We start from the raw sequence: 15,865 nt of genomic DNA, 5'->3' as shown, positions 1-15,865 counted from the left end.
GAAACTGGCGGCGGCAGGAGTGGCGGCGGCGGGGGCGGGGCCGGTGGGTCAGCCGAAGTGGCGGGGTTGGCCGGTGGTTTCGAGGACGGACATCCAGAGGTCGCCGGTGGGGTCGACCTGGTTGCGCTTGCTGATGGCCAGGGCGATGGGGACGTGGACGAAACGGCCGCGCCAGCGGCCGACCACCATCGCGGTGCGCCCGGCCATCGCCGCGTGCACGGCGGCGTGCGCGAGCCGGATGCAGTAGACGCTGTCGTACGGGTTGGCCGGCACGCTGCGGATGGCGTAGCTGGGGTCGATGTACTTGAGGCTGGACTCCATGCCGTGCGCGGCGAAGTCCTCCGCAATGCGTTTGCGCAGGAAGAGGCCGATGTCCTTGAGGTTGCGGTTGCCGGACTTGTCGACCTGGCCGGGCTCGTCGGACTCCAGGTACTCCTGCCCGGCGCCCTCGGCGGCGACCACCACCGCGTGCCCGCGTTCGGCGACCCGCCGCCGCAGGTGGGCGAGGAAGCCGTTCTCCCCGTCGAGCTGGAACGGCACCTCGGGGATGAGCACGTAGTCGGCGTCGTTGTTGGCCAGTGTCGCGTAGCAGGCGATGAAGCCCGAGTGGCGGCCCATGACCTGCACCAGGCCGACTCCGTTGGGCACCGCGCGGGCCTCCACGTGGGCGCTGCGCAGCGACTCGGTGGCCTTGGAGAACGCGGTCTGGAAGCCGAAGCTCTGCTCGATGTACGGGATGTCGTTGTCGATGGTCTTCGGCACGCCGATCACGGCGATCTTCAGGCCGCGCTCCTTGACCACGTCGGCGATGGTGAGCGCGCCGCGCATGGAGCCGTCGCCGCCGATGACGAAGAGCACGTTGATGCTCATCTGCTCCAGGCAGTCGACGATCTCGTACGGGTCCTGGCTGCCCCGGGACGTGCCGAGGATGGTGCCGCCGTACTCGTTGATGCCGCTGACCGCCTCGGCGTCGAGGTCGATCGGGGGATGCCCGTAGCCGGCGATGAAGCCCTGGTAGCCGTTGCGGAAGCCGTAGATCTTGGTGACGCCGTAGTGCGAGGTCAGCTCCAGCACCAGGCCGCGGATGACGTCGTTGAGGCCGGGGCAGAGCCCGCCGCAGGTCACGATGCCGACGCGGGTCTTCGAGGGCTGGAAGAAGATCTTGCGGCGCGGGCCGCCGGGCTCGAAGCCGGGCAGCGCGTCCAGCTTGGTCTTACGCGCGGCCACCATGCTGCGCGTGTCGTCGAACAGCACCCGGTCGTCTTCGTCGACGTAGTGCTCGGTGCTCTCGGGCTCCGGCAGCAGCGGCGCCAGCGGAGACTCGATGCGGCATTCACCGAGGGTGCGTACGGTCAGGTCAACGGCTTGCGGAACCATCGCCGTCCTCCATGATTCAGGGGACCGCAGCCTATCGTGGCCGCGTCCGCCCGGCGACGCCTAGAACAGCAGCCAGGTCGAGAACAGCATCCCCATCGGCACGGCGATGACCCCGGCGCCCACCGCGTACGGCCAGAGCAGGCGCGCCGGGAGATGCCGCAGCACCAGCAGCGCGGGCAGCAGCAGCGAGTGCGAGCGGTACTGCGACACGGCCGGTCCGGCGATCAGCGGCCCGACGAAGATCGCCACCGCGTAGAGGGCGAGCCCGGCGTCGTAGCGGCGCAGCGTGCCCCGCCCGGACGCGATCACCGCCGCGGTGACCGCGAGCAGCACCAGCGCCAGCGACCACCACAGCTCGGCGTCGGTGTAGACGTCCAGCTCCCACAGCAGGTCCTGCCGGGGCTCGGCGACCGGGATCACGGCGGGCTCGATCGCCAGCTTGTAGAGCGAGGTCAGCGGGTTGTGCACGCCGTTGCCGTAGTGCTCCTGGATCATCATGTACGCGTTCCAGTGCCCCACGGTCACCCGGTGCACCGCGAACACCGCCAGCAGCCCCGCCACCGGCAGCCCGCACACCGCCAGCGCGGCCCGCGCCGCCGCGAGCGGGCGCAGCTCACCCCGGCCGAGCAGGGTCACCACCGTGCCGAAGCCGATGGCGGCCACCGCGACGCCCATCGGGTACGCCGTGGCGACCAGCGCGCCGAACACCCCGGCCCACCACCACCGGCCGGAGCGCAGCGCGCTCACGCAGGCCAGCAGCAGCACCACGGCGAGCGCCATGGGGAACACCGCGCGCAGGTAGATGCCCGACGGCAGCAGCGCGGCCAGGGCCAGCACGGCCCACGCCACCGGCCGCGCCGTGCCGGTGCCCCGCAGCAGCCGCCACAGCAGCACGAAGGCCGCCAGCAGGCACAGCTCGGTGATGACGAGGCCCGCCACGTACTCGCCGATCCCGGTGGGCCAGGTGAGCACCCGGATCAGCGCGGGGTAGAGCGGGAACCAGCCGGCCGTGCCGCACCAGGCGCCCGGCGCGAACATCGGCCCCAGCGCCGGGTCGCTGTCGCAGAGGAACAGCTCGTAGCCGCGCGAGGCGACCAGCGCGTAGAGCCCCGAGTCGGCGCGCACCCGGCCGTCGACCGGCAGGTACGGCTCGGACACGGCGGCCGCCGCCGCGGCGTACAGGGCGTGGCTCGCCAGGTACGCCAGCAGCGGCGCGAGCAGCGCCCGGCCCCGTGCCCGCCACCGCCGCGGCCGCGTCGCCGGGTGGGCGTCCGGCGCCTTCTCCGGCGCAGGGGCGAGCACGGCGGTGGGGGCGGAGGACATGCAGGAATCCTCTCCGGTGCCGTCGTGAACGGGGTTACCGGGGTGCGGGCCCCGTCGCGGTGCCGGCCGTGACCAGTTCGAACTGCAGGTCGGTACGCGAGTTCACCCGCGACAGGATGGTCTCGACCGGAGCGTAGTGGTTCCACTCGTCGGCATTGGTGCAGGCGCCCTGACCCGGGTCGCCGTACTTGAGGATGCCGACCGCCTTGCCGTCGGCCTCGGTGAACAGCGGGCCGCCGCTGTCGCCGGGGCGGGCGCAGATCTTCACGGAGATCAGCACGCCCTTCTTCACGACGGTGCCGCAGCGCGTGCCGGGCTGGTAGCCCGCGCCCGCGCCGGAGTCGATGATCTTCTCCCCGGCGGCGGGTGTGTAGCCCGAGCCGGTGGCGCACACCACCGAGCCGACCAGGACGTTGGCCAGCGGGGTGACGCCGGTGACCGGGATCGTGCCGCCGCCCGGACAGCCGCCGGGGCACCACTCGTTGATCAGGCCGCCGGAGACGGACCGTGCCGCGCTGCGCAGCTGCACCTGGCCGCCGTTCCAGAAGTTCGCCGTGCGGGTGTCGGCGTACGGCATGATCGCGTAGTCGTAGGGGCTGACCCCGGCGATGTTCTCGCCGAGCGCCGCCCGCAGCGTGGCGTCGGGGTGCTCGACCACCACGGGCATCTTCTCCACCAGGTAGCGGTGCCAGGTGTCGTCGATGCGGCTGTGCGTCGCGGGGTTGAGCACGCAGTGCCCGGCAGTGAGCACGAAGCGCTCCCCGGTCTTCTGCGAGCGCAGCACGTAGCCCGTGGTGCAGCCGCCGACCGTGCCGTTGTCCCGCGGGACGTCCAGCCGGATCCCGCTGCGCAGCGGAGGCTGCAGGCAGTTCAGCGGGTCGCACGACTTCGGCACACCGGCCGGGCGCGGGCTGCGGTGCAGCCGCGCCGCGCCGCCCGCACGGGTCACGGCGGGGCTGATCCCGGTCAGGTCGGCGCCCGCCGGGGCGGTCACCACGACCTGGTTGGACGGCGCGTCCACCGCGATCTCCACGTCGGTGCGCCCGGCCAGGTCGGCGGACAGCTTCGCCGCCGTGGCCTGGAGCTGCTTCAGCGAGCGGGTGGCGGGCACGGCCCGCACGTGCGCGGCGTCGGCGACCCCGGCGAGCGCGGGTTCCAGCAGGTCGGGCCTGGTCATGCCGACCCGCAGCAGGCCGCCCGCCTCCTGGTCCAGCCACAGCCCGGCGTACGCGTCGGGCAGGCTCGCCGACAGGCGCTGCGCCAGCGCGGGCGCCGACTGCTGCAGCGCGAGCCGGCGCACCGCCTCGGCCTCGGTGATGCCGTACTGCGTGCGCAGGAAGGCGACCGAGTGCGGCGCGGCGAGCGCGCCGGGGTTGGCGGTGGTGGGGTCCTTGGCCGGGCCGACGGGCGCGGCGCTGCGGCCGGTCAGCGGCTGGACGGCGCCGCCGCGCAGCGCCCCGGGCGGTCCGGCGGCCGGTGCGGCCTCGGCGGCGGGTTCGGCCGCGGGCTCGTGCCACGCGGCGGGGATCACTCCTGCGGCCGCCAGGGTGCCCACACTCAGGGCGACCGCGGTGGCGGCGATGACGGACATGATGACGCGACGGTTTCGCGACACGCCTGACCTCCCCGTACTAGGCGTCTCTCGACAACCGGGGCATCATAGCGACGAATCGCGAACGCGGCTCGTTACGGCCGCACCACCAGGCGAAACCCCAGGTGGCAGGTGGAGGTGTCGACCGCCTGCGGCATGCGGGCCGCGGGCCGGTAACGGCGGCAGTAGTTCGGCGCGCACAGGAACGAGCCGCCCTTGGTCACCCGGCGCGGGATGCGCACGCCCGGTGTCGCCGGGTCGTAGCTGCCCTGCTCCGTGGCGCCGCGCGGGCCGGCGGGCGCGCAGCAGGCGTCGGCCGTGCCGGGCTGGTGGGCGCCGTACCAGTCCGACGTCCACTCCCACACGTTGCCGATCATGTCGGACAGGCCGAACGCGTTGGGCGGGAAGGAGCCGGCGGGCGCGGTGGTCTCGTAGCCGTCGGCGGCCAGGTTGAGCACCGGGAACTCGCCCTGCCAGAGGTTGGCCAGGTGCATCCCGCCCGGGGTCAGCTCGGCGCCCCAGGCGAACTCGGCGGGCTGGGCGGCGCCGCCTCCGGCGGCGTACTCCCATTCGGCCTCGGTGGGCAGGTCGCCCCCGGCCCAGGCCGCGTACGCGGCGACGTCGGCCCAGGCCACGTGCACCACGGGGTGGTCGTCCAGGCCGTCGAGCGAGGAACCGGGCCCGTACGGCCGCCGCCAGTGCGCGCCCGGCACGAAGTGCCACCAGTTGGTGATGTCGCGCAGGTCGACGCGCTGCCGCGGCTTGACGAACACCACCGAGGCGGGCACCAGCAGCGACGGGTCGGCACCGGGGTAGTCGGCCGGGTCGGGGGCGGTCTCGGCGACGGTGACGTGCCCGGTGGCCTGGACGAACGCGCGGAACTCCCGGTTGGTGACCGGGTGCCGGTCGATCCAGAAGCCGCCGACCCGTGCCGTGTGCGCGGGCGCCTCCTCCGGGTAGTGGGCGTCGGAGCCCATCCGGAACGTGCCGCCGGGCAGCCACACCATGCCGGGACGCGGCGGCTTCTCGCCGTCGCGTCCCGGGCGGGTTGGCGTGATCAGTTCGCTCACGGCAGTCCCGCGGCCTTGGCCTGCTTGTTCAGGTCACGGATGCGGAACGCCATGATGAAGTCGGTGATGCCGCGGGCCAGGCAGATCGCACCGACCAGCACGATGAGCAGCTCGAACGAGCGGAACCAGCGGCCCGCCGCCCAGAAGCCCAGCAGCACCTCGATGATGCCGATGATCAGGCCGAGCCACCAGCCGTCGTGCTCCTTCTTGGTGAGGAAGGCCAGCACGATGTCGGCCGCTCCCTTGAACAGCAGGTACCACCCGATGAAGGCGGCCAGCCAGAACACCGTGCCGCCGGGGTTGACCCAGCAGACGATGCCCGTGATCACGAACAGCACGCCGAGGATGGCGTGCAGCCAGCGCCAGCCGGGCGCGGTGAACGCCTGGATCAGCTCGAACACGCCCGCCACCAGCACGATGATCCCGGCCAGCGCGGCGATGGTGCCGAGGCTGCGCACCGGCTCCTGGTTGTAGGCCAGCACGAACCAGCTGACGATGATCCAGCAGACGCCGGTGATGAGGAACAGCCACCACGGCACCTTCGACGCCATCGTCGCCTGTCCCGTGGTGAACACGTCCGTGCCCGCGGTGCCGGGTGGCACCGGGCCGGGCCTGGCGGCCGTCGGCGCGGTCGCCGCGCCGGTCGCAGGCTTCATGCCGGGCTGCCCGGTGCTGGGACTGGGCGTTGCGGTGCTCATCTGTCCTCCCGGAAGTGAGTTTCATCCGCTTGCAGACTATGCACCGGCTCATCCAGTGATGCGGCATTTCGATAATTCGTCCGTGATCGCCACGCGCTCATTCGAGCCCCGACAGCGCGCCCGCCACCGCGAAGCCGAGCACGGCCAGCAGGCCGGTCGTCTTACCGCCCAGCTTGTACGCCTCCGGGATCATCGAGTCGGCCAGCATGGTCAGCACCGCGCCCGCCGCGAAGGCCTCGATGTAACCCCCCTCGGAGCCCGGCACCATCTTGTACGCGACGGCGCCGAGCGCGGCGGACACGGCCGAGACGGCGACGACGCCCCACCACACGCGGTACGCCTGGCCCCGGGTGTGCCCGGCGGCGCGCATGAAGGCGCTGGCGCCGAGCGCCTCCGGCAGGTTGGAGATGAAGACGGCGACGAGGAAGGCGATCGCCACCTCGCCGCCCGCGGCCACCCCGATGCCCAGCACCAGCGACTCGGGGATGCCGTCGAGCAGCGCGCCCACCACGATGGACCGGTCGGCGGAGGCGGCGCCCATGCTCTGCCGCCCGGTGACCAGGTGGTCCACGAAGAAGAACACCAGCGCGCCCAGGCCGAACGCGGAGAACATGAGCAGATCCTGGTTGAACCCGGTGGGCACCAGTTCGTAGGCGATCGCGGCGAGCAGCGCGCCGGCGCCGAAGCCCATCACCAGGCCGACCCGCGAGTCGGACACCGGCCGCTCGCGGAACGCCAGCCAGGCGCCGACGACCAGCGAGAACGCCGCTATGCCACCCCAGGCGGCGGCCTCCAACGCAGTCACGCGCGCCCCCATCGTCTGCACGCGACGGTAGCAAGTCAATCCATCCGAAAACAGGAACATTGCTCTTATAGGGCGGAATACTGGATCGCGGTAGGACGACGTCTGGAGGAACCATGGCCCCGAGCCGGTCCACGGCGAAGAAGTCTCCCGCGAAGCAGGCCCCTGCGAAGCAGCCCGCCGCGAAGAAGAGCACCGCCGCCCGGAAGGCGACCGGCAAGCCCGCGCCCGTCACGGAGCAGGCGGCGCCCGTCGCGCGCAAGGCGGGGCCGGGCAAGAAGGCGGCGGCGCCCGCCGCGGCGAAGAAGGCCCCGCCCAGCCGGGCCGCCGCGCGGGCGGGACGCGGCCCGTCGCGTACCCCCGCCGCTCGCGCCGCCGCCACCGGCGGCAGCCGCGGGCGCAAGCCGAACATCCTGGTGATCTGGGGCGACGACATCGGCATCAGCAACCTGAGCTGCTACAGCGACGGGCTGATGGGCTACCGCACGCCCAACATCGACCGGATCGCCGACGAGGGCGTGCGCTTCACCGACTACTACGGCGAGCAGAGCTGCACCGCGGGCCGCTCGGCCTTCCTGACCGGCCAGGCGGTGTTCCGCACCGGCCTGTCCAAGGTCGGTCTTCCCGGTGCGGACCTGGGCCTGCATGCCGCCGACCCCACCATCGCCGAGCTGCTCAAACCGCACGGGTACGCCACCGGCCAGTTCGGCAAGAACCACCTCGGGGACAGGGACGAGTTCCTGCCCACCGCGCACGGCTTCGACGAGTTCTTCGGCAACCTCTACCACCTCAACGCCGAGGAGGAGCCCGAGCAGGCCGACTATCCCGATCCGCGCTCCTTCCCCGACTTCCGCGAGCGGTTCGGGCCCCGGGGCGTGCTGCACTGCTGGGCGCTGCCGGGCGGCGGCCAGAAGATCGAGGACACCGGGCCGCTGACCCGCAAGCGCATGGAGACCATCGACGACGAGGTGTTCGCGCACGCGGCCGACTTCATCCAGCGGCAGGCCGACGCGGACACGCCGTTCTTCGTCTGGTTCAACACCACGCACATGCACTTCAAGACGCATCCGCGGCCCGAGATCAAGGGCTGGGCGGGCCGCTGGCAGTCCGACTACCACGACGTGATGGTCGACCATGACCGCATCGTCGGCGAGCTGCTGGGCGTGCTGGACCAGCTCGGCCTCGCCGACGACACGATCGTCGTGTACGGCACCGACAACGGCCCGCACCTGAACACCTGGCCGGACGCCGGCATGACGCCGTTCCGCAACGAGAAGAACTCCAACTGGGAGGGCGCCTACCGGGTGCCGGCGCTGCTGCGCTGGCCCGGCCGCATCGCGGCGGGGCGGGTCGCCAACGAGATCGTCAGCCACCTCGACCTGCTGCCCACGCTGCTGGCGGCGGCCGGGGACCCCGACATCGCCGAGAAGCTGAAGCGGGGGCACGAGGCGGCGGGCAAGACGTTCAAGGTGCACCTGGACGGGTTCGACCTGCTGCCGTACCTCACCGGCGACGAGCCGCACAGCCCTCGCGAGGGCTTCTTCTACTTCTCCGACGACGGCGACCTCACCGCGCTCCGGTTCGACAACTGGAAGCTGGTGTTCATGGAGCAGCGCGCCCCGGGCACGCTGCGGGTCTGGGCCGAGCCGTTCACGCCGCTGCGGGTGCCCAAGATCTTCAACCTGCGCACCGACCCCTACGAGCGGGCCGACATCACCTCGAACTCCTACTACGAGTGGGTGCTCGACCGCGCGTACATGCTGCCGGCGGCGCAGAAGCTGGTCGGCGACTTCCTGGCGACCTTCGCGGAGTTCCCGCCCCGGCAGGAGGCGGCCAGCTTCACCGTCGACCAGATCATGGAGAAGATGCTGGACGGCATAGGGAGCCACTGACGTGGCCTTCCTCCCTTCCTGGCGACCCGGCCCCACGCGCGACGCCGTCGCCTCGTTCCTCGACGAGGCGCTGGCGCTGCCGCCCGAGCAGCGGGTCGCGGTGCTCGACAACGACGGCACGCTCTGGTGCGAGCGGCCCGGCTACATCCAGTACGAGTTCCTGGTGCGCACCCTGCACCAGGCGGTCGAGCACGACCCGGGCCTGGCCGGACGCGCCGAGTACCGGGCGCTGCTGGACGGCGACCACGCCGCGCTCGGCGAGCTGGGCCTGCAGCGGGTCGCACTGGCGCTGCTGGAGCTGTGCGCCGGCTGGACGCCGGACGAGTTCACCGGCCGGGCGCGCGACTTCGTCTACAGCGAGAAGCACCCGGAGCGGGGCGTGCCCTACCCGAAGCTCGTCTACCAGCCGATGCAGGAGCTGCTGGAGGCGCTGCGCGCACACGGCTTCGCGGTGTTCATCGTGACCGGCGGCGGCACCGAGTTCGTCCGCGCGGTCAGCCGCGACCTCTACGGCGTAGCGCCCGACGACGTGGTCGGCACGCTGGTGGAGTACCACTTCGAGGAGCGCGGCGAGGGTCCGGCGCTGGTGCGCACCGCCCAGGCGCTCGGCGAGGTCAACGAGGGGCGGGCCAAGGTCGAGCACATCCAGACGCAGCTCGGCCGCCGTCCCATCTTCGCGGCGGGCAACTCCGCGGGCGACCGGGAGATGCTGGAGTACGCGCACGCGGCCGGCTCGCCCAGCCTGGCCCTGCTGATCGACCACGACGACGGCGAGCGCGAGTACGCGTACGCCTCGGCCGGGGTCACCACCACCGACACCGAGCCGATCGTCGACATCGGCCGCCGCGAGGGCTGGACCGTGGTCAGCATGCGCGACGACTGGGCCACTGTGTTCCCGCCCTGAGCCGCGTAGGGTCGTGCCGTGGCGTACGACCTGCTGCTCACCGGCGGCCGCGTGCTCGACCCGGCCGGTGGGCGGGACGCGGTGCTCGACGTGGCCGTGTCCGGCGGCCGGATCGCGGCGGTCGCCGCCGGCCTGCCCCGTGACGGCGCGCGCGAGGTCGTCGACGTGTCCGGGCGGCTGGTCACCCCCGGCCTGGTCGACCTGCACACGCACGTCCACCCCGGCGCGACCTACTGGGGAATCGACCCCGACCCCGCCGCCTGGTGCTCCGGCGTCACCACCTGGGTCGACGCCGGTTCGGCGGGCGCCTACGGCCTGCCCGCGCTGCGCGAGGCGGTGCGGGGGCACGCCGTACGCGTGCCGGTGCTGCTCAACATCTCGGCCCTCGGCCTGACCGGCCGCACCGGGGAGTCGCGCGACCTCGCGCACTGCGACGCCGACCTGGCCGTGGCCACCGTCGCCGCCAACCGCGACCTCGTGTACGGGATAAAGGCCCGGATCGACGCCGAGACCGTCGGCCCGCACGGCCTGGAGCCGCTGCGCCGCGCCGTCACCGTGGCCCGCGCCTGCGAACTGCCGCTGATGGTGCACGTCGGCGCCGCCCCGCCCGCCGTCGCGGACGTGCTGCCGCTGCTGCGCGCGGGCGACATCGTCACCCACTGCGCCAGCGGCATCGCCATGGGCCGGGGCGCCCCGGCCCCCGCCGTGCGCCGCGCGTACGACGCGGGGGTGCTGTTCGACCTCGGGCACGGCTCCGGCGGCTTCGCCTTCGACGTGCTGGAGGAGCAGCTCGCCGCCGGAATGCCGCCGCACACCGTCTCCACCGACCTGCACGGCCGCTCCCTGCACGGCCCCGTCTTCGACCTGCCCACCACCATGGCGAAGCTGCTCGCCGCGGGCATGACCCTGCCCGAGGTGGTCGCGGCGGCGACGATCGCCCCCGCCCGCGCGCTGGCCCTGCCCGCCGGCACCGGCACCCTGGCCGAGGGCGCCCCCGCCGACCTCGCCGTGTTCACCATCGAGCACGGCTCGTTCCCCGTCGCCGACGTACACGGCCAGCAGCGCACCGCGCCCCTGCGCCTGCGCAACGAGGCCACCTACGTCGCCGGCCGCCCGCTCCCGCCGCGCCTGCCCGCACCCCCGCGCCCCTGGATCCCGCTCACCGACGCCCAGCGCGCCGCCCTCGCCGACCGCGACCGCCGGATCCGAGCCCTGCTCACCACCCCTCTGGTCGGCCCCGAAGCGCTGGCCGACCAGTTCCCCCGCCCCACCGCCCCCTGACCGGTGCTCGACCAGGCCGCGCGCTCCCGCGCGGCGGGTCCGCCGGCCGGAGGAGCGGCAATGTACCGCCCCCGGCGGCGTGGCAGGGCGACTTTCGCCGAGCCCGTCCACGCACCCTGACCAGGGCGGAGGATGGATTCCTTGGGGGCCGGCTCTCCCAGCCGGCACCGTAACCCCGATTGGAGGACGTCATGCGACGCCTCTCGCGAGTTGCCTGCATCCTCACCACCACATTCCTCGCCGCGCTCGGCCTCAGCGCCGTCCCGGCCGCGGCCGCCGAACCGACCCCGGCGGTGTGCACCAAGACCGCCAAGACCGTCGAGGACGGCCTCACCGTCTTCGCCCGCGAACTCTCCAACGTCACCAAGGCCGCCGACTCCGGCGACATGACCGCCGCCGACCAGTCGGTCAAGAAGGCCGGCACCTCCTTGGTCGACCTGGCCGCCGACCTGCGCACCGACGCCGCCACCGCCGACGCCGCCGACGTGAAGACCACCCTCGGCCAGCTCGCCGACGAGTTCGAAACCCAGGGCAAGAGCCTCACCACCGTCGAGTCCCTCCAAAACCTCGACGTGACCCGCATCGACGCCCTCTCCGACCAGATGATCGCCATCTGCGGCGCCGCCTCAGCCGGCACCCCGACCCCACGCTGACTCGGCTCCCTCTCCCGCGCCGATCTTGCGTGAACTGTGGGTACGACACGCCCCTTCCGGGCAAATCCCTAACAGTTCGCGCAAGATCGACGCGGGAGGTCGTGTGGCGCGCGGGCCGGGCGGGGACGGAATAGCATCCTGCGGTGCGTACCTCTGCCCTCACCGCACCTGCCGCCGTCCTGATCGCGCTCGCGCTCGCGGGGTGCGGCACCGCGACGCCCGCGGCCAACCCACAGCCGAGCTGGGTCGGAGCGGGGGCGAGCAGCGCTCCCTCGGCAGCGCCGAGCGCCACCGCCGTGCCGTCGCCGTCGGCCGCCGCGGCCGTGTTCGCGCCGGGCAACCCGAAGGGCAAGGCGGTGGTGCCGGCCGAGGCGCGGGCGGTGAACACCGCGAAGCCGACCCGGGTGATCGGCAACGGCACGCCCGCGAGCTGCACCTCGAAGGCCGTGGTCGCGGCGGTCGCGGCGGGCGGGATCATCACGTTCGACTGCGGGCCGGACCCGCTCACCATCACCATGACGGCCACCGCGAAGGTCAGGAACGCGAACGGGCCGAAGATCGTGCTCGACGGCGGCGGCAGGATCACGCTGAGCGGGGGCGGCAAGCGGCGCATCCTCTACATGAACACCTGTGACCAGGCGCAGGGCTGGACCACCTCGCACTGCCAGGACCAGGACCACCCGCAGCTCACCGTGCAGAACCTGACCTTCGCCGACGGCAACTCCACCGGCGAGACGGCGGAGGGCGGCGGGGGAGGGGCGATCTTCGTACGCGGCGGGCGCCTGAAGGTGGTCAACTCCCGCTTCATCCGCAACCGCTGTGACAGCACCGGCCCGGACCTGGGCGGCGCGGCGATCCGGGTGCTCAGCCAGTCGAAGGGCCTGCCGGTGTACATCGTGCACAGCACCTTCGGCGGCGGGCCGGGCCTCGGCGGGCGCTGCTCCAACGGCGGCGCGCTGAGCAGCATCGGCGTGTCCTGGGTGGTGCTCAACAGCCTGCTCACCCACAACAGCGCGATCGGGCACGGCGCCAATCCGGCGCGCGCGGGCCTGCCCGGCGGCGGCAGCGGCGGCGCGATCTACACCGACGGCAACCTGTTCACGGTGCGCCTGGCGGGCACGATCATCCAGGACAACCACGCCGAGGAGGGCGGCGGCGCGGTCTTCTTCGTCAGCAACGACCGCACCGGCACGATGACCATCGAGGGCTCCACCCTGCGCCGCAACCCCAGCGACGGCTTCGAGACCCGCGGCTACCCCGGCATCTTCTTCCTCGGCGCCCGCAACCCCACCGTCACCTCCTCCACCCTCAAGTAAGGAAGGGCACCTTCTTAACGCTTTCCGTAGAGGAAGGGCACCTTCTTAACCTCCGGCGCCGACGTCTACCCGGCGGGAGACCGACTCTCCGCGCGAAGATCGGTATCTCGTGTCAAAAGGTGCGGCCGGGCCTTAGGTTTCGACACGAAGTAGCGATCATGCCCCCGGCCCCGCGCGGGGCGGCACCGCGCGGGCGGACGGGGTGGCTCAGCCCTCGGCGGTGGCAGGTGTGGCCGCTGGACTCGGGCGCAGGGACGGCGCGGCCAGCGCGACGAACAGGGCCAGGACGGCCGGGATCGCCAGCGCGGCGGGCAGCCCCGTGAACTCGGCGAGCGCGCCGATGACCAGTGGCCCGACGACGAAGCCGAGGAACCCGAGGCTGGCCACCCGCGCGATGGCCTGCCCGGCGCGCGCCGGGTCCTGGCAGCCCGCGGCCGAGAACACCTGCGGCGCGATGCACGCCAGCCCCGCGCCGAGCAGCCCGAACCCGGCCACCCCCGCGACCGGGTGCCCGACCAGCAGGGCGAGCCCGAGCCCGACCCCGGCCAGCACCCCGCTGCCCTGGACCAGCCGCACCGGCCCGAGCCTCGCGGTCAGCCGGTCGCCGACCAGCCGCCCCGCCATCATCATGATCGAGAACGCGGCGTACGCCGCCGCCGCGAACCCCGGCGAGCTGCCCAGGCTGTCGCGCAGGTACACCGCGCTCCAGTCCGCGGCCGCCCCCTCGCCGACCAGGCAGCAGAACACCAGCACCCCGAGGAAGGTGACCCCGCGCAGCCCGCCCGGCGCCCGCTCGGCCGCCTCGGCGGCGGGCACCTCGGCCGGTGCCAGGCGCAGCCGCGCGGCGGCCACCGCGGTCACGGCCACCACCAGCGCGACGGCGAGGAACGTCGGCGCCGCGCCCAGCTCCGCGTACGCGAACACCCCGCCCACGGCCGCGCCCAGGAACCCGCCGACGCTGTACACCGCGTGGAACGAGGACATGATCGGCGCCTGCCGCGCACGCTGCACCTCGACCGCGGCCGCGTTCATGGTGATGTTGAGCAGCCCGTGCGTGATGCCGAAGGCCAGCAGGCACGCCGCCAGCACGGCCAGGCTCGGCGCGTACGCCGGGGACACCAGCAGCGCCCCGTCGGCGAGCGCGACCGGAAGCAGCAGCCGCCCGGTGCCGTACCGGTCGACCAGCCGCCCCGCCGCCTGCATGCCGATGATCGCGCCCGCCGCGAAGGCGAGCAGCCCGAGGCTGAGCTGCCCGTCGGACAGGCCGAGCCCCTGCTTGACCGCCGGGATGCGGGCGGTCCACGTGCCCAGGATCACGCCGTACAGGCCGAACAGCAGGCAGACGGCCAGGCGGCCGCGGCGCACCGCGGGCGGGACGGTCGAGGGCGAGGTCATAGGCGGGCTCCGAGGGGGTGCGCGGGTGCCGGGACGTCATGCCGTACTGCGAATATCATGAATGTCGGGCCGAAATGAGGCGAACCGGCCCGGCCGGGCCCGCCACCCCGGCTGTATGCTGCCAGTTGCCCTGGCCAGGCCTCGGGTGAGCGGTCGCGCCCGCTCCCCGGCCCGCGCCGGGCGGTGCCGGTGAAGTCGAGCTGCGGGAGCCGAGAATCATGACGAACGAGACGCTGCTGGTCACCGGCGGAGCCGGCTTCGTGGGGACGCACCTCATCCGCGCGCTGCTGGAGTCCCGCCCCGCCGCGCGGATCGTGTCCGTCGACAACTACTTCACGGGCACGCACGAGAACGAGATCGACGACCCGCGCGTCACCTACCTCGACGGCTCGACGGTCGACATCTTCAAGATCTGGGCCGAGCACGGCCTGGACTCCCCGAAGATGGTCTTCCACCTGGGGGAGTACGCCCGGATCGTGCAGTCGTTCGACGAGTTCGACCGGACGTGGGAGTACAACACGCACGGCACCAAGGAGGTCGTGCGGTTCTGCGCCCAGCACGGCGCCCGGCTCGTCTACTCCGCGTCCAGCTCGAAGTTCGGCAACGAGGGCCGCGACGAGCACCTGAACCCGTACGCGTGGACCAAGGCCAAGAACGTCGAGCTGATCAAGAACTACGGCGAGTGGTACGGCCTCGACTACGTGATCACGTACTTCTACAACGCGTACGGGCCGGGCCAGATCAGCGCGGGCACCTACGCCACCGTGATCGGCATCTTCGAGCGGCAGTACCTGGCCGGCGAGCCGCTGACCGTGGTCTCCCCGGGCACGCAGACCCGCGACTTCACCCACATCTCGGACATCATCTCCGGCATCCTGGTCTCCGCCGAGGGCGGCAAGGGCGACGGCTACCTGCTCGGCTGCGGCCGGGAGTGGGAGCTGACCGAGGTCGCGAAGCTGTTCGGCACCGAGTACGTCATGATCCCGGCCAAGCGCGGCGAGCGGGTGCACGGCCGGGCCGACAACAGCAAGGTCCGGGCGCTGGGCTGGACGCCGAAGGTCGCGCTGGACGAGTACATCGGTGAATTCGTGCGGAGCAACCCGCGCCCCTGAGCCGGTACGCTGCGGGCCATGTCTGACTACGCGGACAGGGCCCGCAGGTTCGTGGCCGACGTGTGGAACGGCGGCCGCGAGGAGTCGGCGTACGACCTGGTCGCGGCCGACTGCCCCGGGCTGGGCGCGCACGGTCCCGAGGGCACCCTGGCCTGGCACCGCGACCGCCGGGCGTCCTTCCCCGACCTGCGCTACGAGCTGCTCGACGTGCTCGCCGACGGGCCGAAGGCGGCGCTGCGCTGGCACGCCACCGGCACCCAGGAGGGCCACTTCGGCCCTGTCCCGCCCACCGGCCGCGCCGTCACCTACGCGGGGGTTACCATCCTGACCTTCGACGACGACGGCCGCATCACCGACGTCTGGAGCGTCAACGAGCTCTTCCAGCTCCTCCAGCAGCTCGGCGTCGGCATGCTCCCCCCGGAGCCCTGACCCCACACCGCCGCTGGGCGGC

14 protein-coding genes are annotated in these 15,865 nt (G+C 72.8%); 7 read left to right on the top strand and 7 right to left on the bottom strand.

The features are described from left to right. Positions 1-48: 48 nt before the first annotated feature. The 6 genes from Cba03nite_RS05740 to Cba03nite_RS05715 all read right to left on the bottom strand — a co-directional run bounded on the left by Cba03nite_RS05740 (position 49) and on the right by Cba03nite_RS05715 (position 6,864). The gene (locus Cba03nite_RS05740; RefSeq protein WP_203742769.1) at positions 49-1,377 is read right to left on the bottom strand and encodes an ATP-dependent 6-phosphofructokinase; all 1,329 of its coding nucleotides are present in this window, start codon (positions 1,375-1,377) and stop codon (positions 49-51) included. 60 nt (positions 1,378-1,437) lie between these two features. Continuing rightward, positions 1,438-2,700: a hypothetical protein gene (locus tag Cba03nite_RS05735; RefSeq protein ID WP_203742768.1), complete on the bottom strand. Its 1,263-nt coding sequence runs from the start codon at positions 2,698-2,700 to the stop codon at positions 1,438-1,440. Between the two features lie 34 nt (positions 2,701-2,734). Then, entirely contained in the window at positions 2,735-4,315 is a 1,581-nt protein-coding gene (locus Cba03nite_RS39545) for a trypsin-like serine protease (RefSeq protein WP_239125492.1), read from the bottom strand. Positions 4,316-4,386: 71 nt separating this feature from the next. Beyond that, complete coding sequence (locus Cba03nite_RS05725; protein WP_505661183.1) at positions 4,387-5,352, bottom strand: formylglycine-generating enzyme family protein; 966 nt, start codon at positions 5,350-5,352, stop codon at positions 4,387-4,389. Between the two features lie 5 nt (positions 5,353-5,357). Beyond that, positions 5,358-6,059 carry an HdeD family acid-resistance protein gene (locus Cba03nite_RS05720; RefSeq protein WP_203742767.1) on the bottom strand — a complete coding sequence of 234 codons (702 nt, stop codon included), beginning with the start codon at positions 6,057-6,059 and terminating at the stop codon, positions 5,358-5,360. 97 nt (positions 6,060-6,156) lie between these two features. Then, complete coding sequence (locus Cba03nite_RS05715; protein ID WP_203742765.1) at positions 6,157-6,864, bottom strand: ZIP family metal transporter; 708 nt, start codon at positions 6,862-6,864, stop codon at positions 6,157-6,159. A 113-nt stretch (positions 6,865-6,977) separates the two neighbouring features. Between Cba03nite_RS05715 and Cba03nite_RS05710 the strand changes: the two genes are divergently transcribed. The 5 genes from Cba03nite_RS05710 to Cba03nite_RS05690 all read left to right on the top strand — a co-directional run bounded on the left by Cba03nite_RS05710 (position 6,978) and on the right by Cba03nite_RS05690 (position 12,907). Next, complete coding sequence (locus Cba03nite_RS05710; RefSeq protein ID WP_203742764.1) at positions 6,978-8,753, top strand: arylsulfatase; 1,776 nt, start codon at positions 6,978-6,980, stop codon at positions 8,751-8,753. A 1-nt stretch (position 8,754) separates the two neighbouring features. After that, positions 8,755-9,657, top strand: a complete 903-nt coding sequence (locus Cba03nite_RS05705) for an HAD family hydrolase (protein ID WP_203742762.1) — start codon at positions 8,755-8,757, stop codon at positions 9,655-9,657. A gap of 18 nt (positions 9,658-9,675) precedes the next feature. Then, positions 9,676-10,938 carry an amidohydrolase/deacetylase family metallohydrolase gene (locus tag Cba03nite_RS05700; RefSeq protein WP_203742760.1) on the top strand — a complete coding sequence of 421 codons (1,263 nt, stop codon included), beginning with the start codon at positions 9,676-9,678 and terminating at the stop codon, positions 10,936-10,938. A gap of 191 nt (positions 10,939-11,129) precedes the next feature. Then, positions 11,130-11,591: a hypothetical protein gene (locus Cba03nite_RS05695; RefSeq protein ID WP_203742758.1), complete on the top strand. Its 462-nt coding sequence runs from the start codon at positions 11,130-11,132 to the stop codon at positions 11,589-11,591. Between the two features lie 143 nt (positions 11,592-11,734). Then, on the top strand, positions 11,735-12,907 hold the full coding sequence (locus Cba03nite_RS05690; RefSeq protein WP_203742756.1) for a hypothetical protein: 1,173 nt from the start codon (positions 11,735-11,737) through the stop codon (positions 12,905-12,907). A 207-nt stretch (positions 12,908-13,114) separates the two neighbouring features. Here the strand turns inward: Cba03nite_RS05690 and Cba03nite_RS05685 are convergent, their stop codons facing one another. Beyond that, complete coding sequence (locus tag Cba03nite_RS05685) at positions 13,115-14,302, bottom strand: MFS transporter (protein ID WP_203742754.1); 1,188 nt, start codon at positions 14,300-14,302, stop codon at positions 13,115-13,117. Between the two features lie 218 nt (positions 14,303-14,520). On the opposite strand from Cba03nite_RS05685, the gene Cba03nite_RS05680 reads away from it, so the two are divergent. Together Cba03nite_RS05680 and Cba03nite_RS05675 are read left to right on the top strand one after the other, a co-directional pair. Then, positions 14,521-15,414: an NAD-dependent epimerase/dehydratase family protein gene (locus Cba03nite_RS05680; protein ID WP_203742751.1), complete on the top strand. Its 894-nt coding sequence runs from the start codon at positions 14,521-14,523 to the stop codon at positions 15,412-15,414. 18 nt (positions 15,415-15,432) lie between these two features. Beyond that, on the top strand, positions 15,433-15,843 hold the full coding sequence (locus tag Cba03nite_RS05675) for an ester cyclase (RefSeq protein ID WP_203742749.1): 411 nt from the start codon (positions 15,433-15,435) through the stop codon (positions 15,841-15,843). The last annotated feature ends 22 nt before the right edge of the window (positions 15,844-15,865 follow it).

The organism is Catellatospora bangladeshensis (assembly GCF_016862575.1).
Lineage (GTDB): Bacteria > Actinomycetota > Actinomycetes > Mycobacteriales > Micromonosporaceae > Catellatospora > Catellatospora bangladeshensis.
Note: the sequence above shows the minus strand (reverse complement) of the source record. Positions and strands in the feature narration are given on the sequence as shown.

What these genes read in the sequence shown, in the direction of transcription:
- Cba03nite_RS05740 (WP_203742769.1), bottom strand. Translation starts at nt 1,377, where the DNA reads ATGGTTCCGCAAGCCGTTGACCTGACCGTACGCACCCTCGGTGAATGC.
- Cba03nite_RS05735 (WP_203742768.1), bottom strand. Translation starts at nt 2,700, where the DNA reads ATGTCCTCCGCCCCCACCGCCGTGCTCGCCCCTGCGCCGGAGAAGGCG.
- Cba03nite_RS05720 (WP_203742767.1), bottom strand. Translation starts at nt 6,059, where the DNA reads ATGAGCACCGCAACGCCCAGTCCCAGCACCGGGCAGCCCGGCATGAAG.
- Cba03nite_RS05710 (WP_203742764.1), top strand. Translation starts at nt 6,978, where the DNA reads ATGGCCCCGAGCCGGTCCACGGCGAAGAAGTCTCCCGCGAAGCAGGCC.
- Cba03nite_RS05695 (WP_203742758.1), top strand. Translation starts at nt 11,130, where the DNA reads ATGCGACGCCTCTCGCGAGTTGCCTGCATCCTCACCACCACATTCCTC.
- Cba03nite_RS05685 (WP_203742754.1), bottom strand. Translation starts at nt 14,302, where the DNA reads ATGACCTCGCCCTCGACCGTCCCGCCCGCGGTGCGCCGCGGCCGCCTG.
- Cba03nite_RS05680 (WP_203742751.1), top strand. Translation starts at nt 14,521, where the DNA reads ATGACGAACGAGACGCTGCTGGTCACCGGCGGAGCCGGCTTCGTGGGG.
- Cba03nite_RS05675 (WP_203742749.1), top strand. Translation starts at nt 15,433, where the DNA reads ATGTCTGACTACGCGGACAGGGCCCGCAGGTTCGTGGCCGACGTGTGG.